Annotated in this window: 19 protein-coding genes; 8 read left to right on the top strand and 11 right to left on the bottom strand. The window is 58.9% G+C overall.

The window, feature by feature from the left end; translation table 11 throughout:
• Positions 1 to 10 precede the first annotated feature (10 nt).
• Complete coding sequence (proB, locus tag AC6I7A_RS03960; RefSeq protein WP_009091886.1) at positions 11 to 1,114, bottom strand: glutamate 5-kinase; 1,104 nt, start codon at positions 1,112 to 1,114, stop codon at positions 11 to 13.
• A gap of 249 nt (positions 1,115 to 1,363) precedes the next feature.
• Between proB and ompC the strand changes: the two genes are divergently transcribed.
• A complete protein-coding gene (gene ompC / locus AC6I7A_RS03955; RefSeq protein ID WP_009091888.1) occupies positions 1,364 to 2,476 on the top strand; it encodes a porin OmpC in 1,113 nt (370 codons plus the stop codon).
• A gap of 316 nt (positions 2,477 to 2,792) precedes the next feature.
• Here ompC and crl read toward each other — a convergent pair whose 3' ends face one another.
• The 3 genes from crl to gpt all read right to left on the bottom strand — a co-directional run bounded on the left by crl (position 2,793) and on the right by gpt (position 5,121).
• On the bottom strand, positions 2,793 to 3,194 hold the full coding sequence (crl, locus tag AC6I7A_RS03950) for a sigma factor-binding protein Crl (protein WP_058956392.1): 402 nt from the start codon (positions 3,192 to 3,194) through the stop codon (positions 2,793 to 2,795).
• Between the two features lie 100 nt (positions 3,195 to 3,294).
• Positions 3,295 to 4,542, bottom strand: coding sequence for an esterase FrsA (gene frsA, locus AC6I7A_RS03945; RefSeq protein ID WP_058956393.1), 1,248 nt, complete (start codon positions 4,540 to 4,542; stop codon positions 3,295 to 3,297).
• 120 nt (positions 4,543 to 4,662) lie between these two features.
• Complete coding sequence (gene gpt / locus AC6I7A_RS03940; protein ID WP_009091894.1) at positions 4,663 to 5,121, bottom strand: xanthine phosphoribosyltransferase; 459 nt, start codon at positions 5,119 to 5,121, stop codon at positions 4,663 to 4,665.
• A 254-nt stretch (positions 5,122 to 5,375) separates the two neighbouring features.
• Here gpt and pepD point away from each other — a divergent pair, with 254 nt between their 5' ends.
• From pepD to AC6I7A_RS03920, 4 genes are all read left to right on the top strand, one after another.
• Positions 5,376 to 6,833: a beta-Ala-His dipeptidase gene (gene pepD, locus AC6I7A_RS03935; RefSeq protein WP_009091896.1), complete on the top strand. Its 1,458-nt coding sequence runs from the start codon at positions 5,376 to 5,378 to the stop codon at positions 6,831 to 6,833.
• A 260-nt stretch (positions 6,834 to 7,093) separates the two neighbouring features.
• Positions 7,094 to 8,599: a sugar ABC transporter ATP-binding protein gene (locus tag AC6I7A_RS03930; RefSeq protein ID WP_058956417.1), complete on the top strand. Its 1,506-nt coding sequence runs from the start codon at positions 7,094 to 7,096 to the stop codon at positions 8,597 to 8,599.
• On the top strand, positions 8,596 to 9,597 hold the full coding sequence (locus tag AC6I7A_RS03925; protein ID WP_009091899.1) for an ABC transporter permease: 1,002 nt from the start codon (positions 8,596 to 8,598) through the stop codon (positions 9,595 to 9,597). Before AC6I7A_RS03930 ends, AC6I7A_RS03925 begins: the two co-directional genes overlap by 4 nt.
• A gap of 25 nt (positions 9,598 to 9,622) precedes the next feature.
• On the top strand, positions 9,623 to 10,690 hold the full coding sequence (locus AC6I7A_RS03920) for a sugar ABC transporter substrate-binding protein (RefSeq protein ID WP_046101305.1): 1,068 nt from the start codon (positions 9,623 to 9,625) through the stop codon (positions 10,688 to 10,690).
• A 34-nt stretch (positions 10,691 to 10,724) separates the two neighbouring features.
• Here AC6I7A_RS03920 and dinB read toward each other — a convergent pair whose 3' ends face one another.
• Positions 10,725 to 11,780, bottom strand: coding sequence for a DNA polymerase IV (dinB, locus tag AC6I7A_RS03915; protein WP_058956394.1), 1,056 nt, complete (start codon positions 11,778 to 11,780; stop codon positions 10,725 to 10,727).
• A 245-nt stretch (positions 11,781 to 12,025) separates the two neighbouring features.
• Here dinB and dpaA point away from each other — a divergent pair, with 245 nt between their 5' ends.
• Complete coding sequence (gene dpaA, locus AC6I7A_RS03910; RefSeq protein WP_046101303.1) at positions 12,026 to 12,772, top strand: peptidoglycan meso-diaminopimelic acid protein amidase; 747 nt, start codon at positions 12,026 to 12,028, stop codon at positions 12,770 to 12,772.
• On the opposite strand, the gene AC6I7A_RS03905 is transcribed toward dpaA, so the two are convergent.
• Entirely contained in the window at positions 12,743 to 13,510 is a 768-nt protein-coding gene (locus tag AC6I7A_RS03905) for a class II glutamine amidotransferase (protein ID WP_009091903.1), read from the bottom strand. The two genes, dpaA and AC6I7A_RS03905, sit on opposite strands and share 30 nt — an antisense overlap.
• 51 nt (positions 13,511 to 13,561) lie before the next feature.
• Positions 13,562 to 14,140: a D-sedoheptulose 7-phosphate isomerase gene (gene lpcA, locus AC6I7A_RS03900; protein WP_009091904.1), complete on the bottom strand. Its 579-nt coding sequence runs from the start codon at positions 14,138 to 14,140 to the stop codon at positions 13,562 to 13,564.
• 255 nt (positions 14,141 to 14,395) lie between these two features.
• Between lpcA and fadE the strand changes: the two genes are divergently transcribed.
• Positions 14,396 to 16,846 (top strand): acyl-CoA dehydrogenase FadE, encoded by a 2,451-nt coding sequence (gene fadE / locus AC6I7A_RS03895; RefSeq protein ID WP_058956395.1) that lies wholly within the window; start codon positions 14,396 to 14,398, stop codon positions 16,844 to 16,846.
• 92 nt (positions 16,847 to 16,938) lie between these two features.
• Here the strand turns inward: fadE and mtnK are convergent, their stop codons facing one another.
• Positions 16,939 to 18,138: an S-methyl-5-thioribose kinase gene (gene mtnK / locus AC6I7A_RS03890; protein WP_058956396.1), complete on the bottom strand. Its 1,200-nt coding sequence runs from the start codon at positions 18,136 to 18,138 to the stop codon at positions 16,939 to 16,941.
• 122 nt (positions 18,139 to 18,260) lie between these two features.
• Between mtnK and mtnA the strand changes: the two genes are divergently transcribed.
• Entirely contained in the window at positions 18,261 to 19,283 is a 1,023-nt protein-coding gene (gene mtnA / locus AC6I7A_RS03885) for an S-methyl-5-thioribose-1-phosphate isomerase (RefSeq protein WP_058956397.1), read from the top strand.
• A gap of 64 nt (positions 19,284 to 19,347) precedes the next feature.
• On the opposite strand, the gene AC6I7A_RS03880 is transcribed toward mtnA, so the two are convergent.
• The 3 genes from AC6I7A_RS03880 to AC6I7A_RS03870 are packed head-to-tail and all read right to left on the bottom strand — an operon-like array spanning position 19,348 to position 21,186.
• Positions 19,348 to 19,890, bottom strand: a complete 543-nt coding sequence (locus AC6I7A_RS03880; protein ID WP_009091908.1) for a 1,2-dihydroxy-3-keto-5-methylthiopentene dioxygenase — start codon at positions 19,888 to 19,890, stop codon at positions 19,348 to 19,350.
• Between the two features lies 1 nt (position 19,891).
• A complete protein-coding gene (gene mtnC, locus AC6I7A_RS03875) occupies positions 19,892 to 20,575 on the bottom strand; it encodes an acireductone synthase (protein ID WP_058956398.1) in 684 nt (227 codons plus the stop codon).
• Entirely contained in the window at positions 20,572 to 21,186 is a 615-nt protein-coding gene (locus AC6I7A_RS03870; protein WP_058956399.1) for a methylthioribulose 1-phosphate dehydratase, read from the bottom strand. The genes mtnC and AC6I7A_RS03870 overlap by 4 nt, the downstream gene beginning before the upstream one ends.
• Positions 21,187 to 21,193 lie beyond the last annotated feature (7 nt).

Below are 21,193 nucleotides of genomic sequence, written 5' to 3'. Positions count from 1 at the left end.
TGTCCGCTCCTTAACTGACGATCATGTCGTCGCGGTGAACCGCCACCGGGCCATATTCATAACCCAGAATGTCGCTGATCTGCTGGCTGTGATGCCCGGCGATCATCCGCATTGCGTCGCTGTTGTAGCGTGAAACCCCATGGGCGATGTCCCTGCCCTGCAGGCTGCGAATGCGGATCACTTCACCGCGCGAGAAATTTCCCTGGATGGCGCGGATCCCTTTCGGCAGCAGCGAGCTGCCGCGTTCGATAATGGCCGCCAGCGCACCATCATCGACGGTCAGCTCACCGGCCGGGGGGGCCCCGAAAATCCAGCGCTTGCGGTTTTCCAGCGGCGATTGCTGCGCATGGAAGCGCGTGCCCACCGGTTTCCCCTCAATCACATCGCTGATCACGCCGGTGCGGCTGCCTGACGCGATGATGACGTCGATGCCGGCGCGGCAGGCCACATCCGCGGCCTGAAGCTTGGTTGACATTCCGCCGGTGCCCAGCCCGGAGACGCTGCCGCCTGCTAAGGAACGTAACGCGTCATCAATCACATGGACATCACTGATCAGCTCAGCGTCGGGATTATTGCGCGGATCGGCGGTGAACAGTCCCTGCTGATCGGTCAGCAGCAGCAGCTTGTCGGCTCCGCCAAGCATCGCCGCCAGCGCCGAGAGGTTGTCGTTGTCACCCACTTTGATTTCCGCGGTGGCGACGGCGTCGTTCTCGTTGATGACCGGCACAATGTGATTGTCCAGCAGCGCACGCAGCGTGTCGCGGGCATTGAGGAAGCGTTCGCGGTCTTCCATGTCGGCGCGGGTCAGAAGCATCTGGCCGATATGGATACCGTAGATAGAGAAAAGCTGTTCCCACAGCTGAATCAGACGGCTCTGCCCCACCGCAGCCAGCAGCTGCTTTGAGGCGATGGTCGGCGGCAGTTCGGGGTAGCCCAGATGTTCGCGTCCGGCGGCCATTGCGCCGGAGGTGACGATCACAATGCGGTGGCCTGCGGCGTGCTGCTGCGCACACTGCCGAACCAGTTCCACCATGTGCGCCCGATTTAACCGGCGCGATCCGCCGGTAAGAACGCTGGTACCCAACTTGACCACTAAGGTCTGACTGCCACTCATATTTCCTGCCGTAGTGAAAAATTTTTACGAAAGGACGTTTTAACAGGAGTCGATAAGGAAGCCAACAGCCAGCGGGGGAAAAGCACGAAATTAGGCGGACAGGGGCGTAGACCAAAAGTTCACCGTTAACAAGAAATCAGGAAAAGCGTCATAAAAAGTTCATCTCTGACGGGTAAAAAGTCGGTGCTTTACAAAAACTTTCATTTTTTTACGGCGTTCACACGGCGCTCACATTGGGATTGATAGCAAATGAAGAAAAGCACACTGGCCATGCTCCTCTCTACGCTGATGCTGGCTTCTGCCGCGCAGGCTGCCGAAATCTATAACAAAGATGGCAACAAGCTGGACCTATACGGCAAAGTGAAAGCGGAACATTACTTCAGCGATAACGCCAGCGCAGATGGTGACAAGTCCTATACCCGTATCGGCTTTAAAGGTCAGACACAGATTAATGACCTGATGACCGGTTATGGTCAGTGGGAATATCAGTACAACGTCAATAATTCCGAAGGCAGCGACGCCAACAATGGCAATAAAACCCGCCTCGGTTTTGCCGGTCTGAAATTTTCGCAGTACGGTTCGGTGGACTATGGCCGCAACTACGGTGTGCTGTATGACGTTGAGGCCTGGACCGACGTATTCCCGGAATTTGGCGGTGACGGCACGGCCCGTTCAGATAACTTCATGACTCAGCGCGCCACCGGCGTCGCCACTTACCGTAATAACAACTTCTTTGGTCTGGTGGATGGACTGAAATTTGCGCTGCAGTATCAGGGCAAAAACGACGCCACCAGCGCCAACAGCCGCACCGATATTAACCGTCAGAACGGCGACGGTTACGGCGCCTCACTGGGCTATGCGCTGGGTGATAGCGGCGTGAGCCTGATGAGTGCCATCACCTCCTCTGACCGTACCAACCAGCAGCAGGCGCGCGCCTATGGCGGCGGTGACCGTGCCGACTCCTGGGGCGCAGGCGTGAAGTATGATGCCAACAGCGTCTACCTGGCGGCGATCTACACCGACACCCGCAACATGACGCCCATCAGCGGCACCAACCGCAACACGGGCGCCTCCGTTGCGGGCGCAGCCAACAAAGCGCAGAACATCGAACTGGTGGCGCAGTATCAGTTCGATTTCGGCCTGCGTCCGTCTATTGGCTATGTGCAGACCAAAGGCAAAGATATCGAAAACGGTATCGGCGATGTGGATCTGGTGAAATATATTGACGTCGGTGCGACCTATTACTTCAACAAAAATATGTCGGCCTTCGTGGATTACAAAATCAACCAGCTGGATGATGACAACGCGCTGTCGCTCAACAACGATGACATCGTCGCGGTGGGGATGACTTACCAGTTCTGATGTGGCGGTTGTGGCACCGGGAGGCGGCACGCCGATCACAGCATAAAAAAAGGGCGGGTTTTCACTCGCCCTTTTGTTGTTTGCACGATCTGACTCAGGCTGCGGTGAGATCGAGCCCGCTCAGGGAACCGGGTCAGAACGGAAAGTCGCTTAAGCCAATCCCTGGCCGCTCGGCCCGCGCCGTCCCTGGCGCGGGACGCTTTCCTTTTCTGACCCGGTTCCCTGCGCATCAGGTTTCGTTATCGCGGCCAGTTTCACTCTGCTTCAGGCTTCTCAGCACGCTGACGACGAGGTCAGGCCGCCCTTTTCCGCTGACTCAGGCGCTCAGCTTCACCGGTTTCTCATCGAAGTCGCTGGCCGGAATAAGGTCCAGATCTAACTCCTTCAGCATCGCCTTCAGACGGGTATGGAAGTTACGTAAGGTCTCCTCCACGCGCGCCGCGTTCTCTTTGCCCTTGATGGTTGCCACCGACCAGTCACCCTCTTTATCGAACAGGCCGATGTGGTAGACATAGGTAAAGTGGTCAGCCTGCGCTTCCAGTTCCATCCACCAGCCCCAGAACTCACGCAGTTCCGGTGCGGGTTTCACATTAACGCAGGCAGCCAGGCAGTCGAAGAAGAAACGGGTTTCGCCACATTTCCCATCGCGAATATAAGGTCCAAGCTCGGTAAAACGCTTAAGCAGGCGACTGCGGGGATGACCACTTGGTAACGTCATGCTGATTCTCCATTGGTTTTGACCGCTATACAGCCCTGATTTCCGGGCAGCCCGGAAAAATTCCGCTACTAGTTGTAGCAAACAGTGAAAATTTTGCCAGTTACCTTTTTAAACGCTTCTCCAGCCAGTCGCAAATCTCATTCAGCGCTTTGTCGAAACTGGCCATCACCGGCTTCACCGGAATCAGCAGGGCTTTCCCGTCCGATGAGGAGCGGGCGATCAGCCTGCTCTCCTCCTCCGGGCTAAAGAGGTCGTTTTGCCAGTAGCCCGACAGCATCGGCGTGGGCGTGCGACGTCCCAGCAGTCCCTGAGTTTTCAGCGAATAGCGATTGAGTTCGGTGCGCAGTGCGCTGTCAGAGGCGGTGGCCATGCCGAGACGGCTCGCCAGCATGTCCATGTACATATCCGGGATCTTATCCTGCAGCGCCGTCTGCGTCAGCAGCGCGTGTACAATCGGCCCCAGACAGGCAACGCCCCGCAGCCGCTGCGATTCAAGATAGGCCAGCCGAACGGCCACGTTGGCACCAAAGCGGTAACCAAACGCCGCCACACGCGTATGATCGACCCAGGGCACAGTGGTCAGGTCACGCAGCACCTGCTGATGCAGGAAGCTGGTGTCCTGATTCAGCGTCCATTTCACCGAGTTACCCACGGACGGCACGTCAATGGTCAGCATCGCGATGCCGCGAGGTGCCAGATAATCATGGAAAAGACGGTAGTGATCGCTCTGTAACGAGTCGAGCGCGCCGCAGAACAGCACGGTGGGATAAGGGGCTTCGACGCCGGGCGGCATGTGCAGAAAGCCGGTGACCGGGCTGCCGCCCGCGATGGCGAAGGTCAGGGTCTTCAGTTCACCGGGCAGGCGCTGCGTCGCCTCTTCATAGGCGCGATTGGCCAGCGTCTGTGCCTGATCGGCCAGCTCATCCCCTTTTATGTAGGGATAGGCGGCGACGCTGTAAAGGTGCGCCGCATGCAGCCAGAAGTCGCCTGCCTCACTGTCGTCGCCAGATTCCAGCGCCTTCTGCTGCCAGATCCCCGCCTGTCTGCACCACTCGAAATGCCAGTTGCCGCTGCGAAAACCGATTACCGTATCGAGCAGCGTCTCATCGGTATGCTCAACCTTGCTGATGGCGATACGAGCCAGCACTTCGCTGATCTCCTGCGGCGTCAGGCCGCGCCAGGTCCACATCAGCTTATTCAGCATCCGATACCAGCCCCGCTGGCTCTCTCCGTCCAGCGTGGAGTGCACATCCGGGGTGGCATGATGCTGACGACGCACCAGGGAAGAGGTTTCAGGATGTTTGAAGCGGGGTTTGAACAGCTCCTCGCTAAGGTTTTTGCTCGTCATTCTCACTTCTCCTGCAACAGAAACGGCGATGGCTAAGTGTACTGTACGGCAATTCGGGGTGCGAGGCTCAGAAAGCACAACGCCCGGAAAACCGGGCGTTGTGACGTGAGGGTATCGCAATCAGCTTTTTACAATCGGCGGGATGTAGACCACGCCCATATCCCACGGCTGCTCGATCCAGGTATCCTGCGGGATATCGACGATGTAATCGTCAACCAGTGAACGACCGGCCGGTTTCGCGAAAATGGTGCAGAAACGCGCTTTCGGGTACATCTCACGAATCGCCTGCGCCGTTCCGCCGGTGTCCACCAGGTCATCGATCACGATGAAGCCTTCACCGTCGCCTTCTGCGCGCTTCAGCACTTTCATTTCACGCTGATGATCGTGGTCATAGCTGGAGATGCAGACGGTATCGACATAGCGGATACCCAGTTCACGTGCCAGCAGCGAAGCCGGTACCAGACCGCCACGGCTCACCGCGATGATGCCTTTCCACTGTTCAACAGGCAGCAGACGCTGGGCGAGTTTACGGGCATGAATCTGAAGCATGTCCCAGGTGACGACGTATTTTTCGCTCATAGAATAGAAATCCCAGCCAACCGAAGTGGCTTAAAAATGTGCAACGGGGAAAAGGTTGCGCGAGATTATAAGGAGTTGACGCGCTAAAAACCAGCACCCGCGCGCTGGTTGCGGCTTTTTAGCGCGTCCGGGAGCGCACCCGGTGAAAAACAGTGATATTCTCGGGCCTGGCTCGTCAGATTCTCTGACGGCGATTTTTCACTGGAAACTCGCGATGTCCGGCCTCGCCGGTACACTGACACAGGAGACCTGTCGTGTCTGAATTGTCTCAACTCTCTCCACAGCCGCTGTGGGATATTTTCGCTAAGATCTGCTCTATTCCTCACCCCTCTTTTCACGAAGAAGCGCTGGCGAGCTACATCACCGGCTGGGCTAAAGAGCAGGGCTTCTGGTGTGAGCGCGATCAGGTCGGCAACATCCTGATTCGCAAGCCCGCCACCGCTGGCATGGAAAACCGGACCCCGGTCGCGCTGCAGGCGCACCTCGATATGGTGCCGCAGAAGAATAACGACACCGTGCATGACTTTACCAAAGACCCGATTCAGCCGTGGATTGATGGCGAGTGGGTCAAAGCGCGCGGCACGACGCTGGGTGCCGATAACGGCATCGGAATGGCCTCAGCGTTGGCGGTACTGGCTGACAACAGCCTGACCCACGGCCCGCTGGAAGTGCTGCTGACCATGACCGAAGAGACCGGCATGGATGGCGCATTCGGTCTTCAGCCCAACTGGCTGCAGGCCGAAATCCTGATCAACACCGACTCTGAAGAGGAAGGTGAGATCTACATGGGCTGCGCGGGCGGGATCGACTTCGTCTCCTCCCTGCCGCTGACCCGTGAGGCCGTGCCTGCTGAGTTCCAGACCCTGAAGCTGACGCTGAAAGGGCTGCGTGGCGGTCACTCCGGTGCCGATATTCACATGGGCCTCGGCAATGCCAACAAGCTGCTGGCGCGCTTCCTGGCGGCCCACGCGGCTGAACTGGATCTGCGTCTGCTGACCTTCACCGGCGGCACACTGCGCAACGCCATTCCGCGCGAAGCCTTTGCCACCGTTGCGGTTGAAAGCCACAAAGCGGATGCGCTGAAATCAGCAGCAGCGCAGTTCCTGAGCGCCATCCAGAACGAGCACGGTATCAAAGAGCCGAACATTGCCCTGGTCACCGAGCCACTGGCGCATCAGGGTGCCGCCCTGAGCGCTGACAGCCGCGATCGCTTCCTGAACCTGCTGAACAGCACGCCAAACGGCGTGATCCGCAATTCAGACGTGGCGAAAGGCGTGGTTGAAACGTCACTGAATATCGGTGTGGTGACGATGGAAGAGGATCACGCCGAGATCAACTGCCTGATCCGCTCGCTGATCGACACGGGCCGCGATTATGTGGTGCAGATGCTGACCTCGCTGGGCCAGCTGGCCGGTGCGCAGACCAAAGCGAAAGGCGGCTACCCTGGCTGGCAGCCGGATGCGGACTCCGCCATCATGGCGCTGACCCGTCAGACCTACATCGCCCTGTTCGACAAGACGCCGAACATTCAGGTGATCCACGCCGGTCTGGAGTGTGGTCTGTTCAAGAAGCCTTACCCGAACATGGATATGGTGTCGATTGGGCCGACCATCACCGGGCCGCACTCGCCTGATGAGCAGGTGCATATTGAAAGCGTTGGCCTTTACTGGAAACTGCTGACCACCCTGCTGAATGTGGTGCCAGAAAAGTAATCCGGTCGTCAGAAAAATGAACCAGGCTCCGGCCTGGTTTTTTTATGCCTGCCACTTTCCCCCAGCATAATTCGCTGCCTTCTTTTCGTTTTCCCCCGCTATTCCGCCATGTTCCCGCGCTTCGCTGGTTATAGCCGCCATTATGTCCGGATGTCTGGATGGCTAATAAGATTTCGTGCTAGCTTATGCGCTTTCGGCTGTTGCCGCGCCTGAAGGTTCAGGAAAAAATGCGGCCACTCATTCTTCAGGAGAGTCATCACATGCCAGGGTTAAATTGCCTTGAGATGCGTAACATCTCCATCGCTTTTGGCGGGTTTGCCGCGCTATCGTCGGTGGATTTCCGCAGTGAAGGCCATTCGGTTCATGCGCTCACCGGTGCGAACGGAGCGGGCAAATCCACGCTGATGGCGATCCTGTCCGGCGCGCACAGCCACTACAGCGGCGAGATCCTGCTTGATGGCCAGCCGGTCTCCATTCGCACACCGCGCGAGGCTAAGCAGCTGGGCATTCATCTGGTTCAGCAGGAAGTGGATGTGGCGCTGGTGCCGCAGCTCAGCGTGGCGGAAAACATCCTGCTGGACCGTCTGGCCGAGCCGGGTCACCGCTATCGCTGGGGAGAGATCCGCCGTCAGGCGCGGGCGCTGCTGGCTCAGCTCGATGTGGTGCTGGATGTTAACCGGCTGGTGGAGCGCTGCACGCTGGCGGAAAAGCAGCAGATTCTGTTAGCGCGGGCGCTGTCGCACCACTGCCGCTTCCTGATACTGGACGAACCCACCGCCCCGCTGGACCAGCATGAAAGTGAGCGACTGTTTACCGTGGTGCGTCGCCTGCAGGCCAGCGGCATCGGCGTGGTCTTTATCTCTCACCGCATCCATGAACTGAAAGCCATCTGTGACCGTCTGACGGTGCTGCGCGACGGCCGCCTGATCGAAACCGGCCCGATGGCCGCGCTGAGCGGAGAGCAGATTGTTGAGAAGATGCTGGGTCATCAGCTGACCGACATCTTCCCGCCGCGTCGTCCACAGCAGGCGCAGCCGCTGCTGATGGCGGTAGAGGGACTTCACGATGCGCAGCGGCTGCAGGCTATCTCGCTGCGCCTGCACAAAGGGGAGATTCTGGGGATTGCCGGCCTGGCCGGCGCGGGGAAAACCGAACTCTGCAAAGCCCTGTTCGGCGCCACACAAAGTCGCGTCAGCCGGGGTGAACTGCACGGTCAGCCGTGGCAGCCCCGCTCGCCGCACGATTCGGTCAGCCGTCGCATGGCGCTGGTGCCGGAGGAGCGGCGCAAAGAGGGCATTTTCATCGATGAGTCGGTCGCGATGAACCTCAGCGTCAGCGCGGATGACAGCTTTTCGCGCTGGAGCCTGTTTGGTCATCGTCAGGCGTGGCGCTGGGCCGAGCAGATTATCCGGCAGCTGCAGGTGCGCACCACCGGTCCGGCTCAGACGCTGCGCCGCCTGTCGGGCGGCAATCAGCAGAAAGTGGCGATCGGTAAATGGCTGCGCAATAACGCCGACGTGCTGATTTTCGATGAGCCGACCAAAGGCGTCGATATCAAAGCCAAAACCGAACTGTTTACCCTCATCGACAGCCTGGCGCGGGAAGGGAAAGGGATTATCTACGCGTCGGGTGAATTTTCTGAACTGGTCGGCTTATGCGACCGGATTTGCGTGCTCTGGGATGGACGCATTGTGGCTGAACTGGCTGCAGACGACGTCACCGAAGAGACGCTTTTGCTCTATTCCACCGGAGGAACCCCTGCGTGAGCAGCAAAGAGACCCATCTTAAACTGACCGCCACCCCGTGGCATCACCAGCTATTCGACTTTCTCTATAAATGGGGCATGCTGCTCACGGTGGTGATCCTGATCGCCGCTTTTGGGCTGGCTTCCGACAGCTTCCTTGAACCCAATAACATCATCAACATTCTGCGTTCGATCGCGATTGTGACGGTCATTGCTGTTGGCGTCTCCATCTCCCTGACCGTCGGCGGCTTTGATCTGTCGGTCGGCTCGACCGCCTCGCTGGCTAACGCGCTGGTGATTTCACTGTTTGTCTGGTACGGCTTTGGCACCACTACCGCAATCCTGATCACCCTGGCACTCTGCACGCTGGTCGGGCTGTTCAACGCCTTCCTGATTGTGATCCTGCGCATCCCCGACATGCTGGCGACGCTGGCGACCCTCTTCGTGATTCAGGGGGTGGCGATGACCTACAGCTTCGGCGGGTCGATCACCGAGAACATGGTGCTGCCGAGCGGTGATATGGCGGAAGGCACCATTCCGGCGGCGTTTGGCCTGCTCGGTCAGGTGCCGACCATTGTCATCATCATGCTGGTGGTAACCGTCGCGGCACAGCTGGCGCTCTCCCTGACCAAACATGGTCGCCGGATGTATGCGCTGGGCGGCAATCCGGAAGCGGCGCGCCTCTCCGGCATCCGCACCACCCGCTACCGGGTACTGGCTTACGTCATCGCCTCCCTGCTGGCGGGCCTGGGCGGCATTCTGCTCGCCTCGCGCATCGGTTCATCCCAGGTCAATGCCGGCAGCGGCTACCTGATGGATGCGGTCGCGGCGGCGTGGATAGGCTTCTCACTGGCGGGCTCCGGTAAGCCGAATGCGCTCGGCACGCTGGTCGGCGCGGTGATCCTGGGCGTGCTGCAGAACGGCCTGGTCATGCTCTCTGTGCCCTACTACGCCATGGACATCATCAAAGGGCTGGTGCTGGCTTTAGCACTGGCGATCACCTATATCCAGCGCCGCTGAGGCGCGTCTACCGGAGTTGATAACAATGCAAAAAATAACGCTCTCGCTGCTGGCCCTGAGCCTGCTGAACGCCAGCGCCGCCTTCGCGGAGACCGTCACGCCGGTGCCTGCGGCCATCGCGGGTCATGACGGCCCCATCCGCATTGCGGTGATCCGCAATCTCGGCTCCGATGACAACACCACCCAGTTTGTTGCCGGTGCCATTCAGCAGGGTCGCCAGCTTGGCTTTAAGGTCAGTACCTTCCTCAGCAACGGCGACGACGCGCGCTTCCAGGACTTCGTTAATCAGGCGATCAGCCAGAAGTATGACGGCATCGTGCTGTCGCACGGAAAGGCGCCCTACGCCAGCGGGCTGGTGAAGCGGATTGCCGATGCAGGCATCAAACTGTCGGTGTTTGATACCCCGGTGGAGAGCCCGATTCCCGGCGTCACCGTTACCGCTCAGGATGATGCCTCGCTGGCGCAGCTGTCGCTGGGCCAGCTGATCAACGATTTCCACGGCAAGGCGAATATCGTCAAGCTGTGGGTCGCCGGTTTCCCGCCGATGGAGCGCCGTCAGGTGGTGTATGAAAAACTGCTGAAAGAGAATCCGGGCATTCATCAGCTGGAGTCGATTGGGGCCGTTTCAACTGACGTGCAGGGCGACACCGCCAACAAGATTGGTGCGATTCTGGCGAAATACCCGAAAGGCAAAATCGACGCGATCTGGGGAGCCTGGGATGCGTTCAGCCAGGGGGCTTACAAGGCGCTGCAGGAGAATGGCCGGACCGAGATCAAGCTCTATAGCATCGATGTCTCGAACCAGGATTTGCAGCTGATGCGTGAGAAAAACAGCCCGTGGGTGCAGACGGTGGCGGTCGATCCTAAAACCATTGGCGCGGTCAATATGCGGCTGGTGGCGAAGAAGATTGCCGGTGAAGAGACACCAGCAACGTATCAGTTTAAAGCGGCGTCAATCTCTCAGCAGCAGCTGAACAGCCAGCCTGGCGCGGTGAACGTCGCCTCGCTGAACAAAATCATTCCGGGCTGGGGCAGCAATGAGGATTTTGTCGCACCGTGGTTCGCCACCCTGGCCGCGAAATATAAGAAATAATCTGGCGTCAGCCCTGCCGGCGGGTGAGGCTGACTTATAAACCCAGCAGGAGCTGACGTTCCAGCTGGGGATCCACCATCGTCACGTGCAGTCCCACCAGCCGCACACCACGCCCGGCGCGGCGCTCATCCCAGGTCTTACGGGCGATGGCGATCATGTCCTCTTTATTCAGCACCGGCCAGATATGCTCCTGGGTGGTCTGCTGAAAATCACTGAACTTCAGTTTGACGCCCTGACGCGCCACCTGTCTGTCGGGTCGGATCTGCGTCAGCCGGCGGTCGAGTTCGGCATAGAGAAAATCGATGATCTCCAGGCAGGCCTCCCAGTCGCTGATATCTTCCGCCAGCGTACGTTCGACCCCCAGCGATTTACGCTCGCGCTCAACGATCACGCCGCGCTCATCAATGCCGTGGCTGCGCTCCCACACCACCCGGCCAAACTTGCCAAAGCGCTTCAGCAGCTGCGCTAAATCGGCCTTCTGCACGTCGCCACAGGTCACCAGCCCCATCTCTTCGAGCTTCTTTGCAGAGACTTTGCCTACGCCGGGGATCTTCGCCAGCGGCAGCGTCAGTAAAAAGTCAGGCATCTCTGCCGGGGTGATAACACACTGCCCGTCCGGCTTATTCAGGTCGGAGGCGATCTTGGCCAGAAACTTGATCGGGGCGATGCCGGCCGAGGCGGTCAGCCCGGTTTCACGGTAAATCGTGGCGCGGATCGCCTGCGCCATCAGCGTGGCCGAGCCGTGGCAGTGCGGGCTGTCGGTCACATCCAGATAGGCTTCATCCAGCGAGAGCGGTTCAATCAGCGGGGTATAGCGGGAAAAGATTTCGCGGATCTGCGCGGAGGCTTCCTTATAGGCGTCGAAACGCCCTGGCAGAAGGCGCAGATGCGGGCATAGCTTCAGGGCCATGCCGGTCGGCATTGCGCTGCGCACACCAAATTTGCGGGCCGGGTAGTTGGCGGTGCTGATGACCCCGCGACGTTCGCGGCTGCCACCGATGGCGATCGGGATGTCGCGCAGCTGGGGATTATCACGCATCTCCACTGCGGCATAGAAGCAGTCCATATCGACATGAATGATTTTACGCATACCCCCCTCCGGCACTGGATAAGTATACAGCTGACAGGGGTAACTGCAATATTTGTTGCCCGGGCGAATAAAGTTTACAAATTTCTGGCCGAATAACCTTCAGTAAATCGCGAATTTGGCCGACGCCGTCTTGCTAAAAAAACAGACAATGTTTAATGTTGCGCTGCGGTAGCGGATAGTTCCGATAATGCCAACAAAGACGCAAAATTTGTGTCATGTTCTCTTCACCTCAAGGTATACACAGCATGGGCAAAATCGCACTCCTGTTTGCGATGATTTTACTGCCAGCCCTCAGCATGGCAATGACACCCGAACCCGTTCAGTCAGCGGCACCGGTCAGCAAAGAATTAAAGAAGCAGTTACTCGGCACGCCGGTCTACATCCAGATCTTCAAGGAAGAACGCACGCTCGAACTCTACGGCAAAATCGGTAACGAATATCGCCTGCTGGATACCTACCGCATCTGCAACTTTTCTGGCGGCCTCGGCCCGAAACGCCGTGAAGGCGATTTCAAAAGCCCGGAAGGTTTTTACAACGTGAAGCTGAATCAGCTGAAGCCCGACAGCCGCTTTTATCGCGCCATCAACATCGGCTTCCCGAATCAGTACGATCGCAATCAGGGTTACAGCGGTAACTACCTGATGATCCATGGCGACTGTAAGTCGATTGGCTGCTATGCCATGACCAATGCCTATATGGATGAGATTTTTACCTATGTGAATGCCGCGCTGCGAAACGGCCAGCAGGATGTCAGCATCAGCATCTATCCGTTCCGCATGACCGACAGCAACATGCAGCGTCACCGCTACTCCACCTATGCCAGCTTCTGGCAGCAGCTGCAGCCGGGATACGCTTACTTTGCGAAGTATCACCAGCCGCCGATGGTCAATGTCGCCAGCGGGAAATATGTGATGAACAGCAGCCCGGCACCGGTTTTAGCCAGTCCCGAAGCCGCTTCCCGTTCATTCCTGGCGCTCTCCAAGGCAGAATAACGCCCATTCACCTGGCGCAATCCGCTGCCAGGTTTCATTGGCCGTCAGAGGCTGCGTTGCAATCACCGTCACCACGTCATGCGGCGTGGTGTGCTGCTGAAAATCAACTTCCACATCCTGATCGAGCAGCTGCGCCCGGCCAAACGGGGCGCGACGGGTGATCCAGAAAAGGTTGGTCGAGCAGAAGGCCATCAGATAACGTCCGTCTGACAGCAGCATGTTAAATACCCCCTTCTGCCGCAGCGCGGTGGCCAGCTCGCCAATGAAGCGGAACACCGCCGGCCAGTTGCCCGGCGTGCGCGGATAGCGTGTCGCCAGCTGATGCAGGATCCAGCAGAACGCCTTCTCACTGTCCGTTTCCCCCACCGGCCGGAATGTGCCGGTCTCCAGCTGCTTATAGCCCTTCAGCTGCCCGTTGTGCGCATAGGTCCAGTTGCGGCCCCACAGCTCGCGGGTGAACGGATGGGTATTCTCCAGCGACACCTGCCCGCGATTTGCCTGACGGATGTGCGCCACCACCGAATGCGATTTGATCGGGTACTCCTGCACCAGACGCGCAATCGGAGAGTTAAAGCTCGGCAGCGGATCTTTAAACGTACGGCAGCCTTTATCTTCGTAAAAGGTAATGCCCCAGCCATCTTTATGAGGCCCGGTTCCCCCGCCCCGCTGAACCAGTCCGGTAAAGCTGAAACAGATATCCGTGGGAACATTGGCGCTCATCCCGAGCAATTCGCACATAGCCACCGCCTCTGATTAAGCGGCCCCCCGTCAGACAGGAGGCCAGCGCAGTTACTTCACCATCTCTTTTTCGACCAGCAGCATCAGGATGTGGATCACCTTAATGTGGATCTCCTGAATGCGATCGGCATAACCAAAGTGTGGCACCCGGATCTCAATATCGGCACTGCCTGCCATCTTACCGCCATCTTTGCCGGTCAGGGTGATCACTTTCATCCCCTGCGCACGGGCGGCTTCAACCGCTTTAATGATATTGGCAGAGTTGCCCGACGTTGAGAGGCCCAGCAGCACGTCACCCGGACGCCCTACCGCTTCCACATAGCGTGAGAAGACGTAGTCGTAGCCAAAGTCATTACTGACGCAGGAGAGATGGCTGACGTCAGAGATGGCAATCGCCGGATAGCCAGGACGATTTTCACGATAGCGGCCGGTCAGCTCTTCGGCGAAATGCATCGCATCACAATGGGAGCCGCCGTTACCGCAGGAAAGCACCTTGCCACCCGCCTTGAAGCTGTCAGCCAGCAGCACCGCAGCACGTTGGATCGCATGAATATTGGCGTCATCGCTGAGGAATTTATTCAGCGTATCAGCAGCTTCATTAAGCTCAGAGCGGATGATGTCCTGGTACATAGGGATGTCCTTTATAAGAAGAGGTTAATCGCAGCAAGTTTAACGGAATGGCCGGTCAGCGCAAAGCTTCATGCCACGCCTGACCCGGCGGTAGCGGTGTGGATTCCGACACCGGTTGTCGAGTAAAACGGCAAAAATCCGTTTTTGTGAGGCAGGTTGTAATTGCGATGTAAACAAATTGATAAATCCGCCCGGCTGCTCTAAACCTCTCTACATAACAGGTCAGACCTCTTACTACTTGCGGAGTGGTTCACTATGATGGTTGTTTCGATACTTGCCACGGTGGCGCTGATTGGCGCCCTCTTCTATCACCGCCTGTCGCTGCGGACCGCCAGCGCGATCCTGCTGCTGTGGACCGCCGCGATGGCGGTCGCGCATCTCTGGACGCCGTGGCTCCTGCTGCCGCTGGCGATCCTGCTGCTGCCGTTCAACCTGCCGTCGCTGCGTCGCAGACTCTTTTCACAGCCGATGTTACAGCGCTTCCAGCAGGTGATGCCGCCGATGTCCCGCACCGAGAAAGAAGCGATTGATGCGGGCACCACCTGGTGGGAAGGCGATCTGTTTCAGGGCAAGCCGGACTGGCAGAAGCTGCATAACTACCCGCAGCCACGCCTGACGCCGGAAGAGCAGGCTTTTCTTGACGGCCCGGTTGAAGAGGCGTGCCGCCTGGCGAACGATTTCCGGATTACCCATGAGATGGCCGACCTGCCGCCGGAACTCTGGGCCTACCTGAAAGAGCATCGTTTCTTCGCGATGATCATTAAAAAAGAGTATGGCGGACTGGCCTTCTCCGCCTATGCGCAGGCCTGTGTTCTGCAGAAACTGGCGGGCGTCTCCGGGATTCTGGCGATCACGGTGGGTGTACCCAATTCACTGGGTCCGGGCGAACTGCTGCAGCATTACGGTACCGAAGCGCAGAAAAACCACTATCTGCCGCGACTGGCGCGCGGTGAAGAGATCCCCTGCTTTGCGCTGACCAGTCCGGAAGCGGGGTCAGATGCGGGGGCGATCCCGGATACCGGTGTGGTCTGCATGGGTGAGTGGCAGGGTGAGCAGGTGCTGGGCATGCGGCTGACCTGGAACAAGCGTTACATCACCCTGGCCCCGATCGCGACCGTGCTCGGCCTGGCCTTTAAACTGACTGACCCGGATCATCTGCTGGGCGATAACGCCAGCCCGGGCATCACCTGTGCCCTGATCCCGACCAGCACGCCGGGCGTGGAGATTGGTCATCGCCACTTTCCGCTCAACGTGCCGTTCCAGAACGGGCCGACGCGCGGCAAGGATATCTTTGTGCCGATTGACTTTATCATCGGTGGCCCGGAAATGGCCGGACAGGGCTGGCGGATGCTGGTGGAGTGTCTGTCGGTGGGCCGTGGCATTACGCTGCCCTCCAACTCAACCGGCAGCCTGAAGAGTGTGGCGCTGGCAACCGGCGCTTACGCGCGCATCCGTCGTCAGTTCCGGCTCTCTATCGGTAAGATGGAAGGGATTGAAGAGCCGCTGGCGCGCATTGCCGGTAACGCCTATGTGATGGACGCTGCGGCCACGCTGATTACCGCCGGGATTATGCAGGGTGAAAAACCGGCGGTGCTGTCGGCGATTGTGAAATATCACTGCACCCACCGCGGCCAGCGCGCCATTATTGACGCCATGGACATTGCCGGCGGCAAAGGCATTATGCTGGGTAACAGTAATTTCCTGGCACGCGCCTATCAGGGTGCGCCCATCGCCATCACGGTGGAAGGCGCGAATATCCTGACCCGCAGCATGATTATCTTTGGTCAGGGGGCGATCCGCTGCCATCCGTATGTTCTGCAGGAGATGGCCGCCGCCGCCAGCAACGATGTTAATGCCTTCGATGATGCCCTGTTCAGTCACATCGGCCACGTCGGCAGCAGCACCGTGCGCAGCCTGTGGCTGGGATTCACCGCCGGACGCACCAGCGCCAGCCCGACCCGCGATGCCACCCGTCGCTACTATCAGCATCTGAACCGCATCAGTGCCAACCTGGCGTTGCTCTCAGATGTGTCGATGGCGGTACTGGGCGGCAGTCTGAAACGCCGCGAGCGCATCTCGGCGCGCCTGGGCGATGTGCTGAGCCAGCTCTATCTTGCCTCAGCCACCCTGAAACGCTATGACGATGAAGGCCGTAATGAAGCCGATCTGCCGCTGGTTCACTGGGGCGTGCAGGATGCCCTGCATCAGGCGGAGGTCGCGATGGACGATCTGCTGCGCAACTTCCCGAACCGGCTGGTTGCGGGTGCCCTGCGCATGGCTATCTTTGCGGGCGGACATCACTGCCCTGCCCCGTCTGATCGTCTGGATCACCAGCTGGCAAAACTGCTGCAACAGCCGTCAGCGACCCGCAGCCGTCTGGGCCGGGGCATCTATCTGACGCCGGGCGAGAATAACCCCGCCGGTCAGATGGAACAGGCGCTGCAGGAGGTGATGGCAGCCGAAGTGATTTATGACCGCCTGTGCAAACAGACAAAGCAGCATCTCTCCTTCACCCGTCTGGATGCGCTGGCGAAGCGTGCGCTGGAGCAGGGCTGGATCGATGCGAAGGAAGCAGAGGTGTTGCAGCGTGCTGAAGCCAGCCGTCTGCGCTCCATCAACGTGGATGAGTTTGAGGCAGATGCACTGGCGGTGCCGGTGGCGGAGAAAGCGCCTCAGCCTGCGTCGCGCACCAGCGAGGCGGCGTAGGGTTCAGGCCGGTGTGATGGCCGCACCGGGTTGCTGAACTTATGCTTCCTGAGCCAGCTCTGTTTCAGAGGCCGACATCATGTCGGCCTTTTTTATCCCGCCTGGCGGATGCGGGCAATCAGCGCATCCACATCTTCCACGTGATCGGCAGCCAGGATCAGCGTACGTCCCAGGTTGATCGCGTTACCAATGCAGTCCGTGCGCATCGCCGGATCGGCAATCAGCTTCATATCCGCCACGTGGGACATCCCCACCGTGCGCCGAATCAGTTCGGTGCCGCAGTAACCGATGGTGTCAGCCCAGACCTTGCGCAGAAACGCCGCCGCATAGCCGGGCCAGGACAACGCCTCATCGCGGGTTTTCTCTGCCGCCAGCGCCAGAAAGTGCGAAGCAAACGTCGACCAGAGACGATGGACATCACTCAGCCGCTGCTCGCGCGCATCGGCTGCCTCACGCGGAGCCAGCAGCCCCGGCAGCGCGCAGTAGTTAATCAGCAGGTTGCCAATCGCCGTTCCGACATCAAACCCAATCGGGCCAAAGTAACCGAACTCCGCATCAATTGCCTTCAGGCTGCCATCAGCCACGAAAATCGAGCCGCTATGAATATCGCCATGCAGCAGCGCTTCGGCATGCGCAAAGAAGCGATGCTTCAGCCCGCCGACGGCAATGCGCAGCGCATCGTCGTTACGCAGGCTGGCGACCAGCGGCTCAAGCGCATCAGGGTAGCTGTTACGCTCATGATCGGTGTAGGGATCGTTAAAGAAGAGATCTTCAGTGATTTCACACATTTCCGGATTAATGAAACGCGCCACTTCCGCCTTTTTCTGATGCGGATGCAGAACGAAATCGGAGGTATGAAACAGGGTCTGTGCCAGATAAACGCCTAACTGCGCTGCGGCTTCCGGGTAGTAAGCGCCCTTCACCAGCTCGCCGCGCCAGATACGATGGCTGGAGAGATCCTCCATCACCATCACCGCCAGCTCCGCATCATAATGCGTCACCTGCACCGTATGCTGCGGACAATATTTATAGTGCTCAACCAGGGTCTGCGCTTCCAGCCTCGCCCGATCCAGCGTCAGCGGCCAGGACTCCCCGACGCAACGCACATAGGGCAACGCCTGCTTGACCACCACCCGGCTCCGGCCCTGATCGTCATAAACTTTAAACACCAGATTAAGGTTGCCATCACCAATCTCTTCAGCGCTGCAGAGCGCGGCAGGATCGTCCACGCCGCCAAATTGCCGGGCATACTCAACAGCATCAGCAGCAGTAAAGGTACGGTATTGCGACATTGCCTGTTCCTCATCAATCGAAGGCGGATAACCCAGGTGTAATAAGCCGTTCAGACGTCTATACATCCGTTCAGCATGTTGGCACAATACGCATCATTAACGCAACATGGATTTCACCCACAATGCAGACACTCAAAACCACCAGCTTAGAGGTTCGTGACAATCAGCTCTGGATTCTGGATCAGCAGGCGCTGCCGCAGCAAAAGAACTGGCTGCCCGCACACAGCGTCACGCAGCTGATTGACCATATTCATGCGCTGCGGGTGCGCGGTGCGCCGCTGATTGGCCTCTCTGCCTCACTGCTGCTGGCGCTGCTGGCTGAACAGGGGCAGACCCGCGCTGAACTGGCACAGGCGCTGGAACATCTGCGTGCCGCCCGGCCAACCGCCGTTAATCTGATGAACAATCTTGACCGGATGAAAGTGGCGCTGGCCCAGCCGGCGTTTGTCACTGCGCTGACGGACGAAGCGTGGCGGCTGGTGCAGGAGGATAAACAGCTCTGTGATGCGATTGCTGAAGCCGGTTGCACGCGGATCAAACCGGGCAGCCAGCTGCTCACCCACTGCAATACCGGCGGGCTGGCCACCGCGGGCGTGGGCACCGCGCTGGGCGTGATTGCCCGCGCGCATCAGCAGGGGTGGATCAAAAATGTCTGGGTGGATGAAACCCGACCGCTGTTGCAGGGCGGCCGGTTAACCGCGTGGGAGCTGGGCGAACTGGCGATTCCCTGTACCCTGATTACCGATTCCATGGCCGCCAGCCTGATGGCACGCGGCGAGGTGGATGCGGTCTGGGTCGGTGCTGACCGCATTGCCGCCAACGGTGACGTGGCCAATAAAATCGGCACCTACAGCCTGGCGGTGCTGGCCCACTATCACCAGATTCCGTTCTACGTCGCGGCTCCCCATACTACGCTGGATCGTCACTGCCCGGATGGCGCCGCCATCCCGATAGAGCAGCGCGCCGCCAGCGAAGTCACGGGCGTGGCGGGCAGTTTTGGCAGCGTGCAGTGGGCACCGGAAACGGCCAGGGTCTTCAATCCGGCCTTTGATGTGACGCCAGCCGCCCTGATCAGCGGCTGGATACTCGACACGGGGGTGGTCACGCCTGACCAGGTGCAGAGCGGCATCTTCCAGCCGCAGTAAGCGATATCAGGGGTTTGCGGCAGCGCAGAGGCTCACCGCAAACCCCTTTCCGGCCGTGGGCCGATCAGGCCAGACGCGGATAGGCATCGGCGATTTTATCGCCGGTGAAGTGCGCCACCCAGCCTTCCTGGTTGTCAAAAATCCGGATCGCCGTGAAGTGCGGTGACGATCCCATATCAAACCAGTGGGGCGTGCCCGCAGGCACCGAGATCAGATCGTTCTTTTCGCAGAGGATCTGCAGGATCTCACCGTCAAGATGCAGACAGAACAGCCCGGCCCCCTCGACAAAGAAACGCACCTCATCTTCGCCGTGCGTATGCTCGGAAAGAAACTTCTCACGCAGCACCGTTTTCTGCGGATTATCGGCGCGCATACTGATCACGTCCCAGCTCTGATAGCCCTTCTCAGCCACCAGCCGATCAATCGCATGCTGATAGGCCTTAATGACCGTTTCCGCATCCGGGTTCTCACCCAGATCGCGATCGGCTTCCCAGCGTTCAAAACGCACCCCTTTCGCGTTCAGGCGTTCCCGAATCGCCTCTGCTTCGGTACTGTGCCAGACCGGCTGGCTCGCTTCGCGGTCAGTAAAAATCGTCAGTGCGCTCATGCTAAATCGACTCCGGGTTAATCTGGGAAAAATCCGTCACCTGACGATGACGGCTCTCGCTGTCCGCCTCGCCACGCAGTAACTGTATCGTCTGCCAGCCCGCCTCCGCGGCGGCATCCAGCTCCTGACGAATATCAGAGAGGAACAGCAGCTGCTCCGCTGGCTGCCCGATCTCAGCGGCGATCGTGCGATAGGCTGTCACCTCGCGTTTAGCGCCGACGTGCGTATCAAAGTAGCCGCTGAAGATGTCAGTAATATCACCTTCGTCGCTGTAGCCAAATAACAATTTCTGCGCCGCAACCGAACCGGAGGAATATACATAGAGTTCAATGCCCTGCGCCTGCCAGCGGCGTAATGCAGGCAGCACATCGGGATAGAGATGGCCGGTAAAACTGCCGTTAAGATAGCCATCACGCCAGATCATGCCCTGCAGCGCTTTCAGCCCGGTGGATTTGCGGTCCTGATCCATAAAATCGGACAGGATCGCGATGAGCGCCGCCAGATCGGCCTGCGGCTGCCCCGCTTCTTCCCGCACCGACTGCAGCGCCGCCGCGACCTCTGGCTGATGCTGATGCTCTCGCAGAAAGTCCGCCAGATGCTGACGGGCATAGGGGAACAGGATGTTGTGCACAAAGCGAATATCGCTGGTGGTGCCTTCAATATCAGTAACAATGGCGCGGATCATGCTTTCTCCAGCAGGCGACGTTGACGTTCACATTCAAATAAAAATTCCAGACCTTCCAGATGGCGGCGCGCTTCGCTGACATCCTCGCCCCAGCAGGTCAGGCCGTGGCCGCGCAGCAGGAAGCCGTAACGCAGCGGAAATCGGGCGGCGTAATCTTCAATCTCTGACGCCAGCGCCACGATATCCTGACTGTTGTCGAACACGGGGATCGCCACCGTCTCCAGATGGGTATGCTGACCGCTTAGCGATTTTTGCATCTCATAGCCGTGCAGCAGCAGCGCCGCGCCCTGCTCCACCCGCGACAGCACCGTGGCATTGACCGTATGGGTGTGCAGCACCGCGCCCGCTTCAGGAAAGAGGCGATAGATCAGCGTGTGCAGGCCGGTTTCTGCCGAGGGCTTACGGCCCGACAGCGACTGGCTGGTGGCGATATCGACCTCGATAAAGTCATCACGCGTCAGCGTGCCCTTATCTTTGCCCGATTCGCTCAGCAGGCAGACATACCCGTCGCGGCGTACCGACATATTCCCGCCGGTGGCCGGAGCCCAGCCTTTCATGCCTATCCAGTGACAGGCGGCAACCAGCTGATCTAACGGATGACTCTGCGACATAAAGGTT

This window comes from Type-F symbiont of Plautia stali (genome assembly GCF_059731105.1).
Note: the sequence above shows the minus strand (reverse complement) of the source record. Positions and strands in the feature narration are given on the sequence as shown.